Source organism: Flindersiella endophytica, assembly GCF_054779015.1.
Map to the genome: position 1 here is coordinate 162,151 of NZ_BAAGYY010000028.1, position 16,106 is coordinate 178,256.

Sequence of the window (16,106 nt, forward strand, 5' to 3'; positions counted from 1 at the left end):
GCCATGCCGCGCAAAGGACTGCTGGACGGAGTGAACGACCGGCTCGACCCGTTCATGGCCTGGGGGGCGCTGGTGTTCAGCGTCGCCTGCCTGCTCGGAACGCTGGTCATCGTGGCCGTGATGCTGGTCAACGGCGAGGTGGCGGTGGCGCTGCTCGTCCTGGTGGTCGGCGGCCTGGTGGCGGCGTTGGCGTACTGGAACTGGGTCTCGCTCCGGCGCCGGATGCGCCGCAAGGGCCGCCAGGGCCGTGGGAAGGCCTGAGCCGCCCGGCGCGTTGTTCGTGGTGGAGGTAAACGTGGTTGAACAAGTCCGCAAGAGCGAGGCGGAGTGGCGCGAGCAACTCTCCCCGGCCGAGTATCAAGTCCTGCGGGAGGCCGGCACCGAGCGTCCGTGGTCGGGTGAGTACGTCGACACCAAGACCACCGGCGTCTACCGTTGCCGGGCCTGTGGAGCCGAACTGTTCCGCAGCGACACGAAGTTCGACAGCCACTGCGGCTGGCCGAGCTTCTTCTCACCGTTGGCCGGCGACCGGATCCGCGAGATCAAGGACAGCTCGCTGGGCATGGTCCGCACCGAAGTCCGCTGCGCGGCCTGCGACTCCCACCTCGGCCACGTGTTCGCGGGCGAGGGGTACGGAACCCCCACCGACCTGCGCTACTGCATCAACTCCGTCTCGCTCACCCTCGAGCCCGAGGGGAACGCGACGGAGAGCGACACGGGGAACGACACGGGAAACGAGAGCTGAGCCGAGTTAGCTCTGGGCGGCCGGGGCCTGTTCACCAGGAAGCACTTCCTGCAGGGCCTTGGCCGCTCGCATCGCTTCTTCCTGCAACGGCTCCACCGGCTTCACGTCGTCTGGCAGGTCGCCGGTGAAGACCGGGCGGATCTCGAACGCCAGGTCCAGCAACAGCTCACGATCGAACGTGCCACGACGCAACGTGTAGGCCTCGCCCGAGATCCGGCGGTACTCCGCCATCCGCTCGCGCCAGCCCGGGTTGGCCATTCGTTCCTCGTTGGCCTTCATCAGCTCGACCAGCTTGTCGAGCACGTCCTCCAGCGCCTGCAACTGCTCGCGCCGCGCGTCCATGTCGAGCGTGATCGGCGGCGCGGCCAGGTCGTCCTTGCCGCCGAAGACTCTGCGCAGCCAGCTCACGGCAGCATCCCGACGATCTCGGAGACCGGACGGCGGCGACCGGTGAAGAACGGGACCTCTTCGCGGACGTGCCGGCGGGTCTCCGAGCCACGCAGGTGCCGCATCAGGTCGACGATGCGGTAGAGCTCGTCGGCCTCGAAGGCCAGGATCCACTCGTAGTCGCCGAGCGCGAACGACGACACCGTGTTGGCGCGTACGTCGGGGTACTCGCGCGCCATCTTGCCGTGCTCCGCCAGCAGTGCGCGCCGTTCGGCGTCGGCCAGGAGGTACCACTCGTACGACCGTACGAACGGGTAGACGCAGACGTAGGGCCGCGCCTCCTCCTCGGCCAGGAACGCCGGAACGTGGCTCTTGTTGAACTCCGCCGGCCGGTGCAGTGCCGCCTGCGACCACACCGGCTCCAGCACCTCGCCGAACTCCGTGCGCCGGAACTGGTTGTAGGCCTCCTGGAGGTCGTCGGAGTTCTCGGCGTGCCACCAGATCATCACGTCGGCGTCGGCGCGCAGGCCGGAGACGTCGTAGGTGCCGCGGACGACCACGTCCTTGGCGGCGAGCTGGCCGAACAACTGCTCCACCTGGGCCGCCACGGGTGCCCGGTCGATGTCGCCGAGGGGTTCTCGTAGCTGGAACACCGACCACATCGTGTAGCGGATCACCTGGTTGAGATCACGTGCCTTCGGCTTCTCGCTCATGTCCGTCATTGTTCCAGGGCCGGCTGGACACCAGCGCGGTGGCGGCCGCCTTGGCGGTCGCGATACAGGCCGGTATACCGAGCCCGTCGTACGCGGCACCGGCCAGCGCGAGGCCCGGCCGGCGGGCGACCTCGGCGCGTACGCGTTCGACCAGGTCACGGTGTCCGACGGCGTACTGCGGCAGCCCGCCGCCCCAGCGCTGGACGTACGAGGCCACCGGCATCGCCTTCACACCGATCGCGAGGTTGAGGTCGGCCACCGCGAACGAGAGCAGCTCGTCGTCGTCGCGCTGCAGGTCGGCCTCCTCGCGGTGCCGGCCGATCGAGGTCCGGATCACCACCCGGCCGCCACCGGCCTGCTCCCCCAGCCAGCCCCACTTCGCGGAGGAGTACGTCGCCGCCTTGATCAGCCGGTTCTCGGTCGGCGGCACGAGGAATCCCGAGCCCTGCAAGGGCTCCGCCAGCGCGGAGGCCTCGAAGACCAGCGCGATCGTCGCCATGCTGGCGTACTCGATCCGGTCCAGCTCGGCCGCCGCCACCGGAGCGACACCGGCCAGCAGCCGGGCCGCGGGCCGGGCCGGGCAGGCCAGCACCACCGCGTCGGCGTCGATCACCTCGGGCTCGCGAGTGGGGCCCACGACCAGCCGCCAGCCGCCAGGGGTACGCGAGAGCTCGCGCACCATCGCGTTCCGGCGGATCTTCGCGCCGCAGGCTGCCTCGAGCGCCGGAATCAGCGAGCCGACGCCGCCGTCGAGGCCGGCGAACACCGGTGCGTCCGAGGCCGGCGTCGCGGCCTTCGCCTGCTCGGCGGCGCGCAGCAGGGAGGGCTCCGTGTGTACGCGGGCGGCGAGCTGCGGCACGGTCGCCTGGAACGAGAGCTCAGTGGCGTGACCTGCGTAGACGCCGCCGAGCAGCGGCTCCACCAGCTGGTCGACGACTTCCTGGCCGAGCCGTTCGGCGACGTAGGTGCCGATCGCGATGTCGCCGTCAAACGGCGTGGCTGGTGCCGTGCGGTCCTCGGCGGCCCGGGCCAGCCCGGCGTCGGAGACCACGCCGGTCTCGGCCACGGCATCGAGGTCGCCGGGGATGCCCATCAGCGTGCCACCCGGGATCGGGCGTACCCGGCCGCGAGTCCACAGGCCGGCGGTCGTGGTCACGGGAAAGCGCAGCCGATCCGCCAGACCGAGGTCGCGGGCCAGCTGGACCGCCTCCGGCCGGCGGTTGAGCATCGCCTCGGCGCCGGTGTCGACGTCGAGGCCGTCCAGCTCGACCGTGCGCAGCTTGCCGCCGAGCCGATCGGAGCCTTCCAGGACCGTGACGTCGAGCTCGGGCGCCTGCTGCCGCAGGAACCAGGCGGTCGCGAGGCCGCTCACTCCACCACCGACGACAACGACGTTTGCGCCTTCACCCATGTTCGTACCTTGTCACGATCGGATCTGGATTCGGCAACGGGATCGGGCGGACAGCAACCCTGTGCGCAAGGCAAGCGTCGAGGCTGTATCCGCTCGCGACAACACGACCCTGAGGTGACGTCATGCGTACGTCCAGATCCCGTTTGGCCGCAGCCCTGCTGGGCGTCGCGCTGGCAGCCGCGCTGGGCACCGGCTGCTCCGCCGCTGAACGGTCCAGTGCCGGCCTCGACTCGAACGAGGCCGCCGCCCCGAAACAGGCGCAGCCGCAGCAGCAGGACTCCGACGCCGGGGCGGAGAAGCAGCAGGGCCCGGACGCGTCGAAGAACCGGGCCCGCGTCACGATCACCGAACGTTCGATCATCCGTACCGGCACGATGACGATCCGCGCCAAGGACGTGCAGCTCGCGGCCGACAAGGCCTCCGCGCTGGTCGGCGGCGGAGACGGCTACGTCGGCGACATCCAGACGACGTCCAACGACAAGGGCCAGACCGTGGGCATCCAGGTCGTGCTGCGAGTGCCGGTCGGCGACTACAACCACATCGTGGCCGAGGTGAAGAAGCTCGGCACGGTCACCAGCAACTCCCACAAGGCGACCGACGTCACCAAGGACCTGACCGACGTCGAGAGCCGGATCGCCAGCCAGAAGAAGAGCATCGAACGCCTTCGTACGTTGATGTCCCAGGCCAACACCGTCGGCGACGTGATCCAGGTGGAGTCGGAGCTGACGACCAGGGAAGCGGACCTGGAGTCGCTGCAGAGCCAGCAGGCGACGCTGTCGGCGCAGGCTGCGTTGTCGACGCTGACGCTCAACTTCGAGAAGCCTCCGGCCAAGCCCGCGCCGGCCGCGGCCGCCGAGGACAAGACCGGCTTCCTGCCGGGACTGAAGTCGGGATGGCACGCCCTCGTGGCAACGGTTGACGTGACGCTGACCGTGCTCGGCGCCCTCCTGCCGTTCCTCGTCGGCATCGCGATCATCGGCGTGCTGCCGGCCTGGCTGCTGATTCGCCACCGCCGCCGAGGCACCAGCACCCCGCCGGCAGCCTCACCCGCCGAGACCGGCTAGCCGGAACGACCACGGACCAGGCGGGCCGGGCTTGTGCAAGCGCCCGGCCTGCCTGGTGCTCGGGTGGTTCAGCGGTCGGTCGGCCGCGGAGCCTAGTGGTCGGGTTGGGCCGCGAGGGCTTCGGTGAGTGGCCCGGCCACCAGTGTGATCTGCCATTCCCGGGCGCCGCGGCCGCGCAGCTCCGATGCGATGCGTTCCGGCGTCAGCTCATCGGGCAGTTCCCAGATCACCCGCCGCAGGGTGTCGGGCGCCAGCAGGTTCTCCACCGGCAGCAGGTGTTCTTCGGCGATGTCGTTGAGCGCGTTCCGGCACACCGTCAACCGTGCCGCTGCCTGCGGATCCTTGTCGGCCCAGGAGCGGGCCGGCGGCGGACCGTCGTACGGCACCGACGGCTCGGGCAACGCTGAGTCGGTCAGGCCGGCGGCGCGCTGCACCGCACCCCACCACACCGACAGGTTGCGCTGGGAGCCTCTGGTCGCGAACTGTGGAAGCGATTCCAGCCGGCGCCGCGTCGGCGGCCGATCGAGCGCGGCCGCGATGATCGCCTGGTCGGGCAGGACGCGGCCGGGTGCGATGTCGCGGCGGCGGGCCAGCTTGTCGCGGGCGTTCCAGAGCTCGCGAACGAAGGCCAGCTCACGTCGTGAACGTACGCGGTGGATGCCGGACGTACGCCGCCACGGGTCGGGCCGGGGTGGCCTGGCCGGCTGGTCGATCAGCGCCGCGAACTCCTCCAGCGCCCAGTCGAGCTTGCCGGCCTCGACCAGCTTCTGATGCAGCACGTCACGCAGCTCGACCAACAGTTCGACGTCGAGTGCGGCGTAGATCAGCCACGGCTCGGGCAGGGGCCGGGTCGACCAGTCGGCGGCCGCGTGCCCCTTCTCCAGGCGGTAGCCGAGGACGTCCTCGACCATCGCGCCGAGGCCGACTTTTGGCAACGAGAGCAGCCGCCCGGCGAGCTCGGTGTCGAACAGCGCGCGCGGTCGCAGGCCGAGCTCGGCCAGGCACGGCAGGTCCTGCGTGGCTGCGTGCAGCACCCACTCGGTGGACGCCAGCACTTCGTCGAGCTTGCTCAGGTCGGGGCAGGCGATCGGGTCGACCAGCGCGCTGCCGGAGCCGGCCCGGCGCAGCTGAACGAGGTAGGCGCGGCCGCTGTAGCGGTAGCCGGAGGCGCGCTCGGCATCGACCGCGACCGGTCCGGTGCCGCCGGCGAACGCGTCGATCATCCGGCCGAGCGCCTCCGCCGACTCCACGACCGGCGGCAGCCCGTCCTGCGGCGTCAGCAGCGGCGTGACGTTGGAAGCCGAAGCTGAAGGAGACTCTGGCTGTTCGCGGACGGATTCGGGCTGTTCGACTCTCTCGGTCACCGCGCCGACCCCCGCCGGCTCGGGATCGCGACCACGCCGGCTGGCGTCGGTGGCAGTCCGGCGGCGGTGCACAGCAGTCGCCCCCAGGCGGCGGCGTGCGTGGCGATGGAGGGTCCGGCGGCGGTGCCGACCGGCGTCCAGGAGGCGCGCAACTCGATCTCCGCCCGCGGCGGTTCGTCGGCCATGCCTCCGAAGCTCTCGTTGGCGACCCGGGTGACCGTGCCGCTGGGCGCGAGGTAATCAGCGCCGTTGCTCTCGAGCGACTCGATCAGCCAGGACCAGGCAACTGTGGCCAGCAGCGGGTCGGCCGCCATTTCGGGGTCCATGTCGGCTCGAACGTACGCGACACAGCGGTACGTTCCCTGCCAGGCCTCGTGCCCGTCGGGGTCGTGCAGGAGGACCAGGCGCCCGGTCGCGAGCTCCATGTCGTCGACCACGACCTCGGCGGACAGGGCGGCGGAGTAGGGCGCGACACGTTGCGGCGCCGGCACCTGCTCGACCTGAACCTCTGGGCGCATCGAGGCCGAGCCCAGGTCCTGCACAGCCTGACGGAACTCGTCTGGCAACGTGTCGGATTCCCTGCGTGCGGCCACGCTGGTGAGCCTACGTCGGAGTACCCCCCACCGCAGAAGTGCGACGCGCCGACAAGTTCCCGAAATAGCCAAAGAAATCTCACATGCAAACCGCACATAGATGGATGAAACGGACATCCAGTCAGGAGTACATGGGAAACCCGCACGGAGTGCTGTCCGAGGAGGAGACTAGGCTGCCATGCGGTGTCTACCGTGAACGATGAACGCGAGATCGACTTAGCGACCGACGAGCCCGAGACTTCCGGCGAACAGCCGGCCGGTGCCGACGCCGAGGCCCGTGTGTCCCCGGAGCCGGTCGCAGTGTCCCACGAACCCCTCAGCACCTCCGACGACGAGCCTTCGCGCGTCAGCGAGTCGGCGTTCCTGGCGGCCTGTCTCGGCAAGCCCGTGCCGCACATCCCCGTGTGGTTCATGCGGCAGGCCGGTCGGTCGCTGCCCGAATACCGCAAGCTCCGCGACGGCGTGCCGATGCTCGACTCCTGTACGCGCCCGGAGCTCGTCGTCGAGATCACGCTGCAGCCCGTCCGGCGTTACGGCGTCGACGCGGCGATCTTCTACTCCGACATCATGGTTCCGCTGAAGGCCATCGGAGTGAACCTCGACATCGTGCCGGGCGTCGGCCCGGTCGTCGCCGAGCCGGTGAGCGAGGAGTCCGATCTGGCCCAGCTGCGGCCGCTCGAACCCAGCGACGTGCCGTACGTCTCGGAGTCGGTTGACCAGCTGGTCAAGATGCTCGAGGGCACGCCGCTGATCGGCTTCGCCGGCGGTCCGTTCACGATGGCGTCCTACCTCGTCGAAGGTGGGCCGAGCCGTGACCACGTGAAGACCAAGGCTCTGATGTTCAACCAGCCGAAGCTCTGGCACGCGCTGGCCGGCCGGCTGGCCGACATCGCATCGGCGTTCCTGCGCGTGCAGGTCGAGGCCGGCGCGTCGGCGGTCCAGCTGTTCGACTCGTGGGCGGGCGCGCTCTCGCCGGCCGACTACGAGACGTTCGTCGCGCCGCACAGCCGCGCGATCCTGTCGAGCATCGGCGAGCTCAACGTGCCGCGCATCCACTTCGGCGTCGGTACGGGCGAACTGCTCCGGCCAATGGCCGACGTAGGCGCCGACGTCGTGGGCGTCGACTGGCGGGTGCCGCTGTCGGAGGCCGTCCGGCGTACCGGTGGCCGCCCGGTGCAAGGCAACCTCGACCCGTCGCTGGTGCTCGCCCCGTGGAAGGTACTGGCGGAGAAGGCCCGCGCGGTGATCGCGGAGGGCCGTTCGGCGCCGGGCCACATCTTCAACCTCGGCCACGGCGTCATGCCCCAAACCGACCCCGACGTGCTGGCCCGCCTCGTCGACCTGGTCCACACCGAGTCGCCGACCCTCTAGGCCCGGGTTTCGGATCGGCGGTCACTCCGCCGTGCCGGTCTCGGGCCGAAGGGCACTGAGGCTAGGTCGCTCGATCCACACGAGCTAGCTGGGTTCGGACAGGGGCTGGACGACGTAGCGGTCTCCCCCGTCGCTGCGTTTGGCGAGGTACATCGCTTTGTCGGCGCGGTCGAGGACCTCGCGGGCAGAAGCTTGGGCGTCGACCACGACGACGCCCAAGCTCGCGCCGACGCTCAGGGACTCGCCCTTGATCACGATCGGTTCGTGGACGGCGTTCATGACGCGGGCGGCTGTGTCGTCCGCCTGGCGATGGCCGAGGTCGGGCAGGACGAGGACGAACTCGTCGCCTCCATAGCGGCCCACCGAGTCGGAGTCGCGGACGCTTTCGGCGATGCGGCCGCCGACCAGCGCCAGCACGTCGTCGCCTACGAGGTGGCCGAAGCGGTCGTTGAACTTCTTGTAGCCCGTGAGGTCGCAGAACATCACCACGCCCGGCCGGGCCGGATCGCGGGGTTCGGCGACCAGTTCCTCGAGTCGACGGTGGACGCCGGTCCAGTTCAGTAAGCCGGTCAGCGGATCGTGGGTGACCTCGTGCGCCGACGCCAGCGCGTAGCCCACCTGCCGCGTGAGTGTCTCCAGCAGCTCCAGCCGAAGCGCGCCGGCACCGGAAACCGCGCCCTCACCGGCGCCCGTCGCGGCGGCCAGGTCGTCGTCGGCGACTTCGACCACGAAGACGCCGACCAGGCGCTGCGGGCCGGCCGAGCGCATCGGGGCCAGCAGCTGGACGGGATCGCTGGCCAGTCGCAGCGTGCTCGGTGCTCCGTCGGCCCGGCTGACGGGCACCGCCGCCGACAGCAGGCGCTCCCAGACCTGCTCGGCCTCCTCGTCGGTCGCCAGATGGCAACGCGCCGACTTGAAACCCAGCAGATCGACGAGCGCGCTGACCACCTCCTCGACCGCGGGCTCCGGCTTCCCGCCGACCGCGACAGAGGAGAGAATCTCGTCCAGACGGCGTAGGGCGGCCAAACTCAGCTCCGCCCCGCCTGGATCGCTTGCGTACACGTGTCCTCCCGGCCCGGACCCTCCACGTGGACTCTACGGGTGACTCAGTCGACGATCATCGAGTGCCCTAGGTTCCAGCGGCGTCGCAGTCGGTGAAGATCGACTTCCCGCGAGAACGTAGCACGCGACCGCGGCCGCGGCCGCGACATTCAGCGAGTCGATGGCCGCGTCGATCGGAATCCGTACCTTCACGTCGGCCTGGTCCAGCCAGCGGCTCGACAGGCCGTCACCCTCCGTGCCGAAGACCAGCGCCCGCCGCTCGCCGTCGTGAGGCGCCAGTGCCGCCTCCAGCGAGACGGCGTCCGGCGCGGGCGTGAGCGCCAGCACCCGCATCCCAGCCGCCCGGATCTCGGCCAGCCCGTCGTACCAGTTGATCATCCGCGCGTACGGCAGCGTGAACACCGAGCCCATCGAGACCTTGATCGAACGCCGGTAGAGCGGGTCGGCGCAGCGCGGCGCCAGCACTGCCGCGTCCACTCCGAACGCGGCCGCGCTCCGGAAGATCGCGCCGACGTTGGTGTGGTCCACGATGTCCTCGAGCACGACGATGTTCCGCGCGCCGGCGACGACCTCACCCACCGACGGCAGTGGCCGCCTGGCCAGCGACGCCAGCGCACCCCGGTGTACGTGGAACCCCGTCAGCCGCTCGATCTGCGCCGCCGGCAGCACGTAGCACGGCGCCCCCGACTCCGACACGACGTCGGACAGGTCTGCCAGCCAGCGCTCGCTCAGCAGGAACGACCGGACGGTGTGCCCCGCCGCCACCGCGCGCCGGATCACCTTCTCGCCCTCGGCGATGAACAGCCCGTGCTCGGCCTCCAGGCTCTTCCGCAGCTCGACGTCGCGCAGGTCCAGGTAGTCCGACAGCCGCGGGTCGTCGCCGGTGTCGAGATGGACGACGCCCATCACCGGCCTCCGATCCCGAGCCCGAACGCAGCACCGTGCCCGTGCTCGTGGGCCACCCGGATCAGCCCGGACAGCCCAACCCGCAACGCGTCCCGCTCCTTCGGAGACAGCGCGCCCAGGAGGTCCGCGTGCCGCTGGTGCATCGACTCGTGCAGGTGCCGGCCGGCATGTTCGCCGTCCTCCGTCAGGCGGACGCGGTAGAGCCTGCGGTTGTCCGGGTCTCGTTCCCGAACCAGCCAGCCCCTCGCCTCCAGCTGTGCCGCGATCCGGCTGATCCGGCTCTTGTCGACACGCAGCCGCGCCGCGAGGTCCTGCTGTGACAGCTCGCCGGCGGTCAGCAGCTCCATCACGACCGTGCACTCCGACAGCGAGATCGTGATCTGCCCGATCGTCCAGGTGTGCTGCAGCCCGATCATCCGGACCACGTGGTTCAGCAGGCCTTCCAGCCGGCCGTGGTCATCGCCGTTCATAGTTGCGCTTGACAACTGTTGCGCCTATCATCTCTCAACGTAAGGACGGTTGCTACCGTCAACTATTCCACACAGATCCCGGAGTTCGCGCATGCTGCACAACCACAAGCACCAGAGCTCGTTCGAGGACGGCCACAGCTACGACAAGCACGCGGGCGCCCTGTTCGGCAGCCTCTACAAGATGGTGAGCAACGACGTGCTGAAGGCCGAGCCCGCTCACGGAGCGGCGGTGCTCGACGCGGGCTGCGGTCCCGGCCGGATCCTGCGACTGATCGCCGGAAAGCGGACCGACCTCGACCTCCACGGCGTCGACCTGGCCCAGGGCATGATCACCGAGGCCGAGGCGGCCGCCGAGCGCGCCGGCCTCGCCGGCCGGATGAGCTTCACCCGCGCCGACCTGGCCGACCTGCCGTACGCCGACGACTCGTTCGACCTGGTGATCTCCAACGCGAGCATGCACCACTGGGAACGGGTCGAGCCGATCGTGCCCGAACTGGCCCGTGTCCTGCGCCCGGGCGGCGAGATCCGGATCTACGACGTCCGCGGCGTGGATCCCGAGCCATTCCTCACCGCGTCCGCCGAGGCGTTCCCCGGCGCCGAGATCGACCGCACGCTGCTCCGCTTCGGATGGCTGCCGATCCGCCTGATGCAGCTGCTCCGGGTGCGTACGGTGGGCACCGCGGCCGAGGCGGGGCACTGAGGGAATGATTCGGCTCGCAACACCGCTTATAGAGTTGAATCTTCAATCGTTCTCTCGGGAAGCGAGCCCCAATGCAGTTCGGGATCTTCACGGTCGGAGATGTCACGCCCGACCCCACCAACGGCACCGCGCCGTCGGAGTACGAGCGGATCAAGGCGATGGTGGCGCTGGCGCTGAAGGCCGAGGAGATCGGCCTGGACGTCTTTGCGACCGGCGAGCACCACAACCCGCCGTTCGTGCCGTCGTCACCGACGACGATGCTCGGCTACGTCGCGGCGCGCACCGAACGGCTCATCCTGTCGACCGCCACGACGCTGATCACCACGAGCGACCCGGTGAAGATCGCCGAGGACTTCGCGATGCTGCAGCACCTGTCCGACGGACGCGTCGACCTGATGCTCGGGCGCGGCAACACCGGCCCGGTCTATCCGTGGTTCGGCCAGGACATCCGCAACGGCATCCCGCTCGCGATCGAGAACTACGCGCTGCTGCACCAGCTCTGGCGCGAGGACGTCGTGGACTGGAAGGGCCGCTTCCGTACGCCGCTGCAGGGCTTCACCTCCACGCCGCGGCCACTTTCCGGCGTCCCACCGTTCGTCTGGCACGGCTCGATCCGCAGCCCTGAGATCGCCGAGCAGGCCGCCTACTACGGCGACGGCTTCTTCGCCAACCACATCTTCTGGCCGAAGGAGCACTTCCAGCGGCTGATCAGCCTGTACCGGGAGCGGTTCGCGCACTACGGCCACGGCACGCCCGAGCAGGCGATCGTCGGGCTCGGCGGGCAGCTGTTCATGCGGAAGAACTCCCAGGACGCGATCGCCGAGTTCCGGCCGTACTTCGACAACGCTCCGGTCTACGGGCACGGCCCGTCGCTGGAGGACTTCATGGAGCAGACGCCGTTGGCCGTGGGCAGCCCGCAGCAGATCATCGAGAAGACGCTGAAATCACGGGAATACTTCGGCGACTACCAGCGTCAGCTGTTCCTGATGGACCACGCCGGACTGCCGCTGTCGAAGGTGCTGGAGCAGATGGACATCCTCGGCGACGAGGTGCTGCCAGTGCTGCGGGCGGAGTTCGCCAAAGACCGGCCGGCCGACGTGCCGGACGCGCCGACGCACGCCTCGCTGCGGGCGAAGCTCGCGGCCGAGGCGGCCGAGGCGGCTGAGGCGGCTGAGGCAGTCGAGCCGGTCGAGACGGTTAGTTAGGAGCGTTACGAATGCGGCTTGCCGTTGTCTCCGCCGGCCTGAGCCAGCCGTCGTCGACCAGGCTGCTGGCCGATCGGCTGGCCCAGGCCGTCCGGCAGCACGTCGAGGGCGACCTCGAGGTCACGGTGATCGAGCTGCGCGAGCTCGCCGGCGATCTGGCCAACAACCTCGTGACCGGATTCCCCAGCCCTGCCCTGCGAGCCGCGCTCGCGACGGTCGAGTCGGCGGACGGGCTGGTGGCGGTCACACCGATCTTCGCGGCTTCGTACAGCGGGCTGTTCAAGTCGTTCTTCGACGTGTTGGAGGACGGCGTGCTGCGCGGCAAGCCGGTACTGATCGCCGCGACCGGCGGGACGGCACGGCACTCGCTGGCGCTGGAGCACGCCATGCGGCCGCTGTTCTCCTACCTGCGCGCGTTCGTCGTACCGACGGCCGTCTACGCGGCTCCGGAGGACTGGGGCGCCGGCCAGGACGCGACCGGCGACCTCGCCGAACGCATCGCGCGCGGCGCCGGTGAGCTGGCCGAGCTGATGGCCGGCCGCCCGGCAGCCCCCACCCAAGCCGGCGCCGCCGCCGATGAGGTCATTCCGTTCGAGCAGCAGCTGGCTGCGCTCCGGGTGGACTAGATCGGCCTCGAGTCGGTCTCGAAGTGGCAGTCGGCTGAGGATGCGGTGTAGATCCGCCAGCCCTGGTGATACGTGATGCTCGGATTCTTCCACCGCACGGTGCCGGGGCCGGTCTGCTCGACCAGGAAGTAGACCGACGTCACCTCGCCACGTCGCAGGCGGTAGCCCGCGAGCGGCTTCGTCGTCTGCTCGGAGAGGTCGGACTCAGGATCGGGCCAGCGCGTCATCGCCCACTCCAGTCCCGGCCGTTGTGGTCGCACCCGGACCCCGACGAAGCGGCCCGTACCGCTCTCGAGCTTCAGGTCGGCCGACCGAAGCGTGATGGTGTCGCCGACACGCAGGTCTCGGTCGTCGAGCGGCAGCCAGAACGCCACGACTGTGCCGGGCTGAACGGCTCTGAGGCCCGACGTGGCGCCGCAGAGACCGGAGAACGCGCCGGCCCACGGCTGCCAGGTGAGGATCCCGCCGGCGAGCGCGAGGCACACCGCAGCGATGATCAGCGCAGCTCTTGCCTTCAGACTCATGGCACCTCCCCCGTTGTCTGCGGTAAAGGTACGACGAAACCGGACCCGGCGGAACGCGGTCGCCAAACCACATTGCGATCGGCGACGAGCGCGGGTTACGTTGCTTCGATGCCTAACTCGCCCGGGCGCTTCGGCCTGCCCTCCTTGCGCGGGCAGCCGGGCGCCCGCTCGTTCTTCGCGGCGATGGTGGTCGACTCGATCGGCGTCGGGCTCTACATCCCGGTCTCGTTGCTGTACTTCACCAAGATCGCCGGCATTCCGCTCGGCACCGTCGGCTGGTGCCTGTCGGTGGCGGGCCTGCTCACGCTGCCGTTGCCGCTCGTCATCGGGCGGCTCGTCGACCGGTACGGCTCCAAGCTGGTCGTGGTCGTCGGCACCGCGATGCAGGGAGTCGCGTTCGGCGGTTATCTCTTCGTCCGCAGCGCGATCCCGCTGTTCGTCTTCGCGTTGTGCGCGATGATCGGCATGCGGCTGTACTGGTCGTCGGTCTTCACGCTCGTCGCCGATCTCGCGCCGACCGCCGAACGCGACCGGTGGTACGCCCTCGGGTCGGCCTCGCGCAACATCGGACTCGGGTTCGGCAGCCTGGTCGCGGCCGGACTGCTCGCGACCGGCGGGACAGCGGTGTACCAGTTCGTCGTCGGAGCGAACGCCGTGACGTGCCTGACGGCTGCCGCGCTGGTCGCCGTCCGGGTGCCGAACCGCGAGCACCACGAGCAACCCACTACGGCCGAGACGCCTGCCGCACCGGCGGTCTCGCCGCTTCGCGACCTGCCGTTCATGACCTACACCGTGCTCAACACCGTCGCCGCCATCTGTGTCACGATGCTCGGAACCGGCCTGCCGGTGTACGTCGACTCCGGGCTGCACGCGCCCGGCTGGGTCGTCGGCGCGCTGTCCGCCGTCAACATCACGTTGCTCGCAGTGGTTCAGACGGCGGTGATCCATCTCGTCCGCAAGGTCCGCCGCAGCCGGGTGATCGTCATCGCGGCGTTGCTGTGGGCCGCGTGGGGCGGGCTGATGGCGGTGACGTTCGTCCTGCCGTCCGGGTGGGTCGTGATCGCGTTCCTGTTCGTCATCATGCTGGCGTACTGCGGCGCCGAGCTCCTGCACGGACCTACGTCGAGCGCACTCGCCGCCGAAGCCAGCCCGCCGGCCGCCCGCGGCCGGTACCTCTCGGTCTTCCAGCTGTCGTTCGCGATCGCGAACGTGATCGCGCCGGCGTACTTCGCCCAGACCTTCGAGCTCCACCCGACCGCCCCCTGGCTCCTGCTCGGCGTCCTGAGCGCCATCGCGGCGGGCTGCATGCTCTGGGTGGAACGCCGGCTGCCCCGCCGAGCCGTCGTCGCCCCGCAGACCGCCGCGGTTGGGTAGTTTGGCAGGTGTGCCGATCCCGCACGCGGCCATCGTCCGCTTCTCCACGTCCTCGGGCACCACAGTGGGCGTCGGCATGCTGGTCGACACTCGCGAGATCGTCACCTGCGCCCACGTGGTCAACGCCGTCCTGGACCGCGATCCACTGAGTCGCGACGTTCCCGTCGACGCGATCGACGTCAACTTCCCCATGCTCCCTACCGGTCAGGCCACGCGGCGCGCACGGGTGGTCCGGTGGTTCCCGCCGATCGCCGACCATGCCGGCGCCGCGGACCTCGCCGTGCTGGTGGTCGAGAACCAGCTGCCGTACGACACCGAGCCGGCCAGGCTCGCCGCCGGCGTGCCGGCTCCGGGCAGGGTGGTCGACGTGTTCGGCTATCCCGGCGTTCCGCCGCGGCCTGAGGGCGCCTGGGTCGAGGCGACCGTACGCGGCACGGTCGGTGGCGGCCGGCTGCAGCTCGACAGCAGTGCCGGGTCGGCGTTGCAGGTCCAGCCCGGCTACAGCGGCGGCCCGGCCATCGACCGCGAGACCGGCGAGATCGTCGGGCTGCTGGCAATGGCACCCCACCCTCGTTCGGGCGGCCGCGACAGCTACGCCGTTCCGGCCGATCGGATCGGCCTGCTGCGCGGGAAACGTATGCCGGTCAATGCCGAGCGGAACGGCGCCGTCGAGCTGCCTCCGCGTCCGATGACCGGTCACACCGGCGCGGTCAACTCGCTCGCGTTCGATCCGGCCGGCAAGTCTCTCGCCTCCGCCGGTGAGGACGGCATCGTACGGCTGTGGGATGTCGGCAGCGGGGTCAACGTCGACGTCTTCGCCGGCCACTCCGGCGCCGTGCACTCGGTCGCGTTCGTGATCCGGGGTAACGTGCTGATCAGCGGAGGCGCCGACCGTACGGTCCGGATGTGGGATCCGTCCAAGTCCGACAGGTTCGGCACCATCGACCTGAACCCGAACCAGTGGTCGATGCTGTTCTGCCCCAATGACGACGAAGATGCGACCGATTCCATGGGCCCGTTCCCGGACCGGCTGCCATCCGGAGAGAGCCTGACCGACAACCTCTGGTCGGTCGCGTTCAGTCCAAACGCCCGGACGATCGCGTTCAGCCGCCTCGACGGATCGGTACTCGTCGCCGACGCCATCGGCGGCGGCATTTCCACCTTCCCCAGTACGGGGAACGACCTCTGGTCGGTGGCGTTCGGCCCCGACGGGATCACGCTCGCCCGAGCCAGGAGCGACGGCATGCCGTGGGTGCACCGGATCGTTCCCGGCGCCGGCGAGGCGGCCGACCGGGACATCCAGACCTGGGCCGCCGCGCCGTCGACCTCGGGTGGCAGCGTCGGGTTCGCGCCGAGGAGTGTGAACACGGTCGCGTTCACCCCTGACGGCAAGACGCTGGCCACCGGAAACCAGGAGGGCACGATCCTGCTGTGGTCGATGGACACCGGCGAGAACCTCGACCGCTTCCAGGCGCACACCGGAGCCGTGAGCGCGGTCGTGTTCAGCCCGGACGGCAAAACGCTCGCGACGGGCGGCTACGACGGCAGCGTGGGGATCTGGCCGTTCCCCCACACTCGCTGACGCCGGAGC

General features: G+C 70.0%; 18 protein-coding genes. 9 read left to right on the forward strand and 9 right to left on the reverse strand.

Translation table 11 applies throughout. The features are described 5' to 3' along the window. Window positions 1–3 precede the first annotated feature (3 nt). Together ACYVF6_RS34535 and msrB are read left to right on the forward strand one after the other, a co-directional pair. On the forward strand, window positions 4–261 hold the full coding sequence (locus tag ACYVF6_RS34535; protein ID WP_460527508.1) for a hypothetical protein: 258 nt from the start codon (window positions 4–6) through the stop codon (window positions 259–261). Window positions 262–295: 34 nt separating this feature from the next. Beyond that, window positions 296–745 carry a peptide-methionine (R)-S-oxide reductase gene (gene msrB, locus ACYVF6_RS34540; protein WP_460527510.1) on the forward strand — a complete coding sequence of 150 codons (450 nt, stop codon included), beginning with the start codon at window positions 296–298 and terminating at the stop codon, window positions 743–745. A gap of 6 nt (window positions 746–751) precedes the next feature. Here the strand turns inward: msrB and ACYVF6_RS34545 are convergent, their stop codons facing one another. Genes ACYVF6_RS34545 through hemG form a run of 3 tightly spaced genes read right to left on the reverse strand, consistent with a single transcriptional unit; the run spans window position 752 to window position 3,256 of the window. Beyond that, entirely contained in the window at window positions 752–1,153 is a 402-nt protein-coding gene (locus ACYVF6_RS34545) for a hypothetical protein (RefSeq protein WP_460527512.1), read from the reverse strand. Further along, window positions 1,150–1,854 carry a hydrogen peroxide-dependent heme synthase gene (gene hemQ, locus ACYVF6_RS34550; protein ID WP_460527514.1) on the reverse strand — a complete coding sequence of 235 codons (705 nt, stop codon included), beginning with the start codon at window positions 1,852–1,854 and terminating at the stop codon, window positions 1,150–1,152. Before hemQ ends, ACYVF6_RS34545 begins: the two co-directional genes overlap by 4 nt. Then, window positions 1,820–3,256: a protoporphyrinogen oxidase gene (gene hemG, locus ACYVF6_RS34555; protein WP_460527516.1), complete on the reverse strand. Its 1,437-nt coding sequence runs from the start codon at window positions 3,254–3,256 to the stop codon at window positions 1,820–1,822. Before hemG ends, hemQ begins: the two co-directional genes overlap by 35 nt. Window positions 3,257–3,378: 122 nt before the next feature. Here hemG and ACYVF6_RS34560 point away from each other — a divergent pair, with 122 nt between their 5' ends. Further along, on the forward strand, window positions 3,379–4,320 hold the full coding sequence (locus ACYVF6_RS34560; protein ID WP_460527518.1) for a DUF4349 domain-containing protein: 942 nt from the start codon (window positions 3,379–3,381) through the stop codon (window positions 4,318–4,320). A 92-nt stretch (window positions 4,321–4,412) separates the two neighbouring features. On the opposite strand, the gene ACYVF6_RS34565 is transcribed toward ACYVF6_RS34560, so the two are convergent. Together ACYVF6_RS34565 and ACYVF6_RS34570 are read right to left on the reverse strand one after the other, a co-directional pair. Further along, window positions 4,413–5,684 (reverse strand): ribonuclease D, encoded by a 1,272-nt coding sequence (locus tag ACYVF6_RS34565; protein WP_460527520.1) that lies wholly within the window; start codon window positions 5,682–5,684, stop codon window positions 4,413–4,415. Then, the gene (locus tag ACYVF6_RS34570) at window positions 5,681–6,277 is read right to left on the reverse strand and encodes a DUF3000 domain-containing protein (protein WP_460527522.1); all 597 of its coding nucleotides are present in this window, start codon (window positions 6,275–6,277) and stop codon (window positions 5,681–5,683) included. The genes ACYVF6_RS34565 and ACYVF6_RS34570 overlap by 4 nt, the downstream gene beginning before the upstream one ends. Before the next feature lie 300 nt (window positions 6,278–6,577). Between ACYVF6_RS34570 and hemE the strand changes: the two genes are divergently transcribed. Further along, window positions 6,578–7,648: a uroporphyrinogen decarboxylase gene (gene hemE / locus ACYVF6_RS34575; protein WP_460527963.1), complete on the forward strand. Its 1,071-nt coding sequence runs from the start codon at window positions 6,578–6,580 to the stop codon at window positions 7,646–7,648. An 84-nt stretch (window positions 7,649–7,732) separates the two neighbouring features. On the opposite strand, the gene ACYVF6_RS34580 is transcribed toward hemE, so the two are convergent. The 3 genes from ACYVF6_RS34580 to ACYVF6_RS34590 are packed head-to-tail and all read right to left on the reverse strand — an operon-like array spanning window position 7,733 to window position 10,086. Continuing rightward, entirely contained in the window at window positions 7,733–8,710 is a 978-nt protein-coding gene (locus ACYVF6_RS34580) for a GGDEF domain-containing protein (protein ID WP_460527524.1), read from the reverse strand. A 33-nt stretch (window positions 8,711–8,743) separates the two neighbouring features. Continuing rightward, complete coding sequence (locus ACYVF6_RS34585; protein ID WP_460527526.1) at window positions 8,744–9,619, reverse strand: TrmH family RNA methyltransferase; 876 nt, start codon at window positions 9,617–9,619, stop codon at window positions 8,744–8,746. Beyond that, complete coding sequence (locus ACYVF6_RS34590) at window positions 9,616–10,086, reverse strand: MarR family winged helix-turn-helix transcriptional regulator (RefSeq protein WP_460527529.1); 471 nt, start codon at window positions 10,084–10,086, stop codon at window positions 9,616–9,618. Before ACYVF6_RS34590 ends, ACYVF6_RS34585 begins: the two co-directional genes overlap by 4 nt. Window positions 10,087–10,177: 91 nt before the next feature. Here ACYVF6_RS34590 and ACYVF6_RS34595 point away from each other — a divergent pair, with 91 nt between their 5' ends. The 3 genes from ACYVF6_RS34595 (at window position 10,178) to ACYVF6_RS34605 (ending at window position 12,617) form a co-directional block, all read left to right on the forward strand. Beyond that, entirely contained in the window at window positions 10,178–10,786 is a 609-nt protein-coding gene (locus ACYVF6_RS34595) for a class I SAM-dependent methyltransferase (protein ID WP_460527531.1), read from the forward strand. Window positions 10,787–10,857: 71 nt separating this feature from the next. After that, the gene (locus tag ACYVF6_RS34600; protein ID WP_460527533.1) at window positions 10,858–11,991 is read left to right on the forward strand and encodes an LLM class flavin-dependent oxidoreductase; all 1,134 of its coding nucleotides are present in this window, start codon (window positions 10,858–10,860) and stop codon (window positions 11,989–11,991) included. A gap of 11 nt (window positions 11,992–12,002) precedes the next feature. Next, window positions 12,003–12,617, forward strand: coding sequence for an FMN reductase (locus ACYVF6_RS34605; RefSeq protein WP_460527535.1), 615 nt, complete (start codon window positions 12,003–12,005; stop codon window positions 12,615–12,617). Here the strand turns inward: ACYVF6_RS34605 and ACYVF6_RS34610 are convergent. After that, on the reverse strand, window positions 12,614–13,141 hold the full coding sequence (locus ACYVF6_RS34610) for a hypothetical protein (protein ID WP_460527537.1): 528 nt from the start codon (window positions 13,139–13,141) through the stop codon (window positions 12,614–12,616). The two genes, ACYVF6_RS34605 and ACYVF6_RS34610, sit on opposite strands and share 4 nt — an antisense overlap. Window positions 13,142–13,249: 108 nt before the next feature. On the opposite strand from ACYVF6_RS34610, the gene ACYVF6_RS34615 reads away from it, so the two are divergent. Together ACYVF6_RS34615 and ACYVF6_RS34620 are read left to right on the forward strand one after the other, a co-directional pair. Beyond that, window positions 13,250–14,515: an MFS transporter gene (locus ACYVF6_RS34615; RefSeq protein ID WP_460527539.1), complete on the forward strand. Its 1,266-nt coding sequence runs from the start codon at window positions 13,250–13,252 to the stop codon at window positions 14,513–14,515. 10 nt (window positions 14,516–14,525) lie between these two features. Continuing rightward, window positions 14,526–16,097: a trypsin-like peptidase domain-containing protein gene (locus ACYVF6_RS34620; RefSeq protein ID WP_460527541.1), complete on the forward strand. Its 1,572-nt coding sequence runs from the start codon at window positions 14,526–14,528 to the stop codon at window positions 16,095–16,097. The last annotated feature ends 9 nt before the right edge of the window (window positions 16,098–16,106 follow it).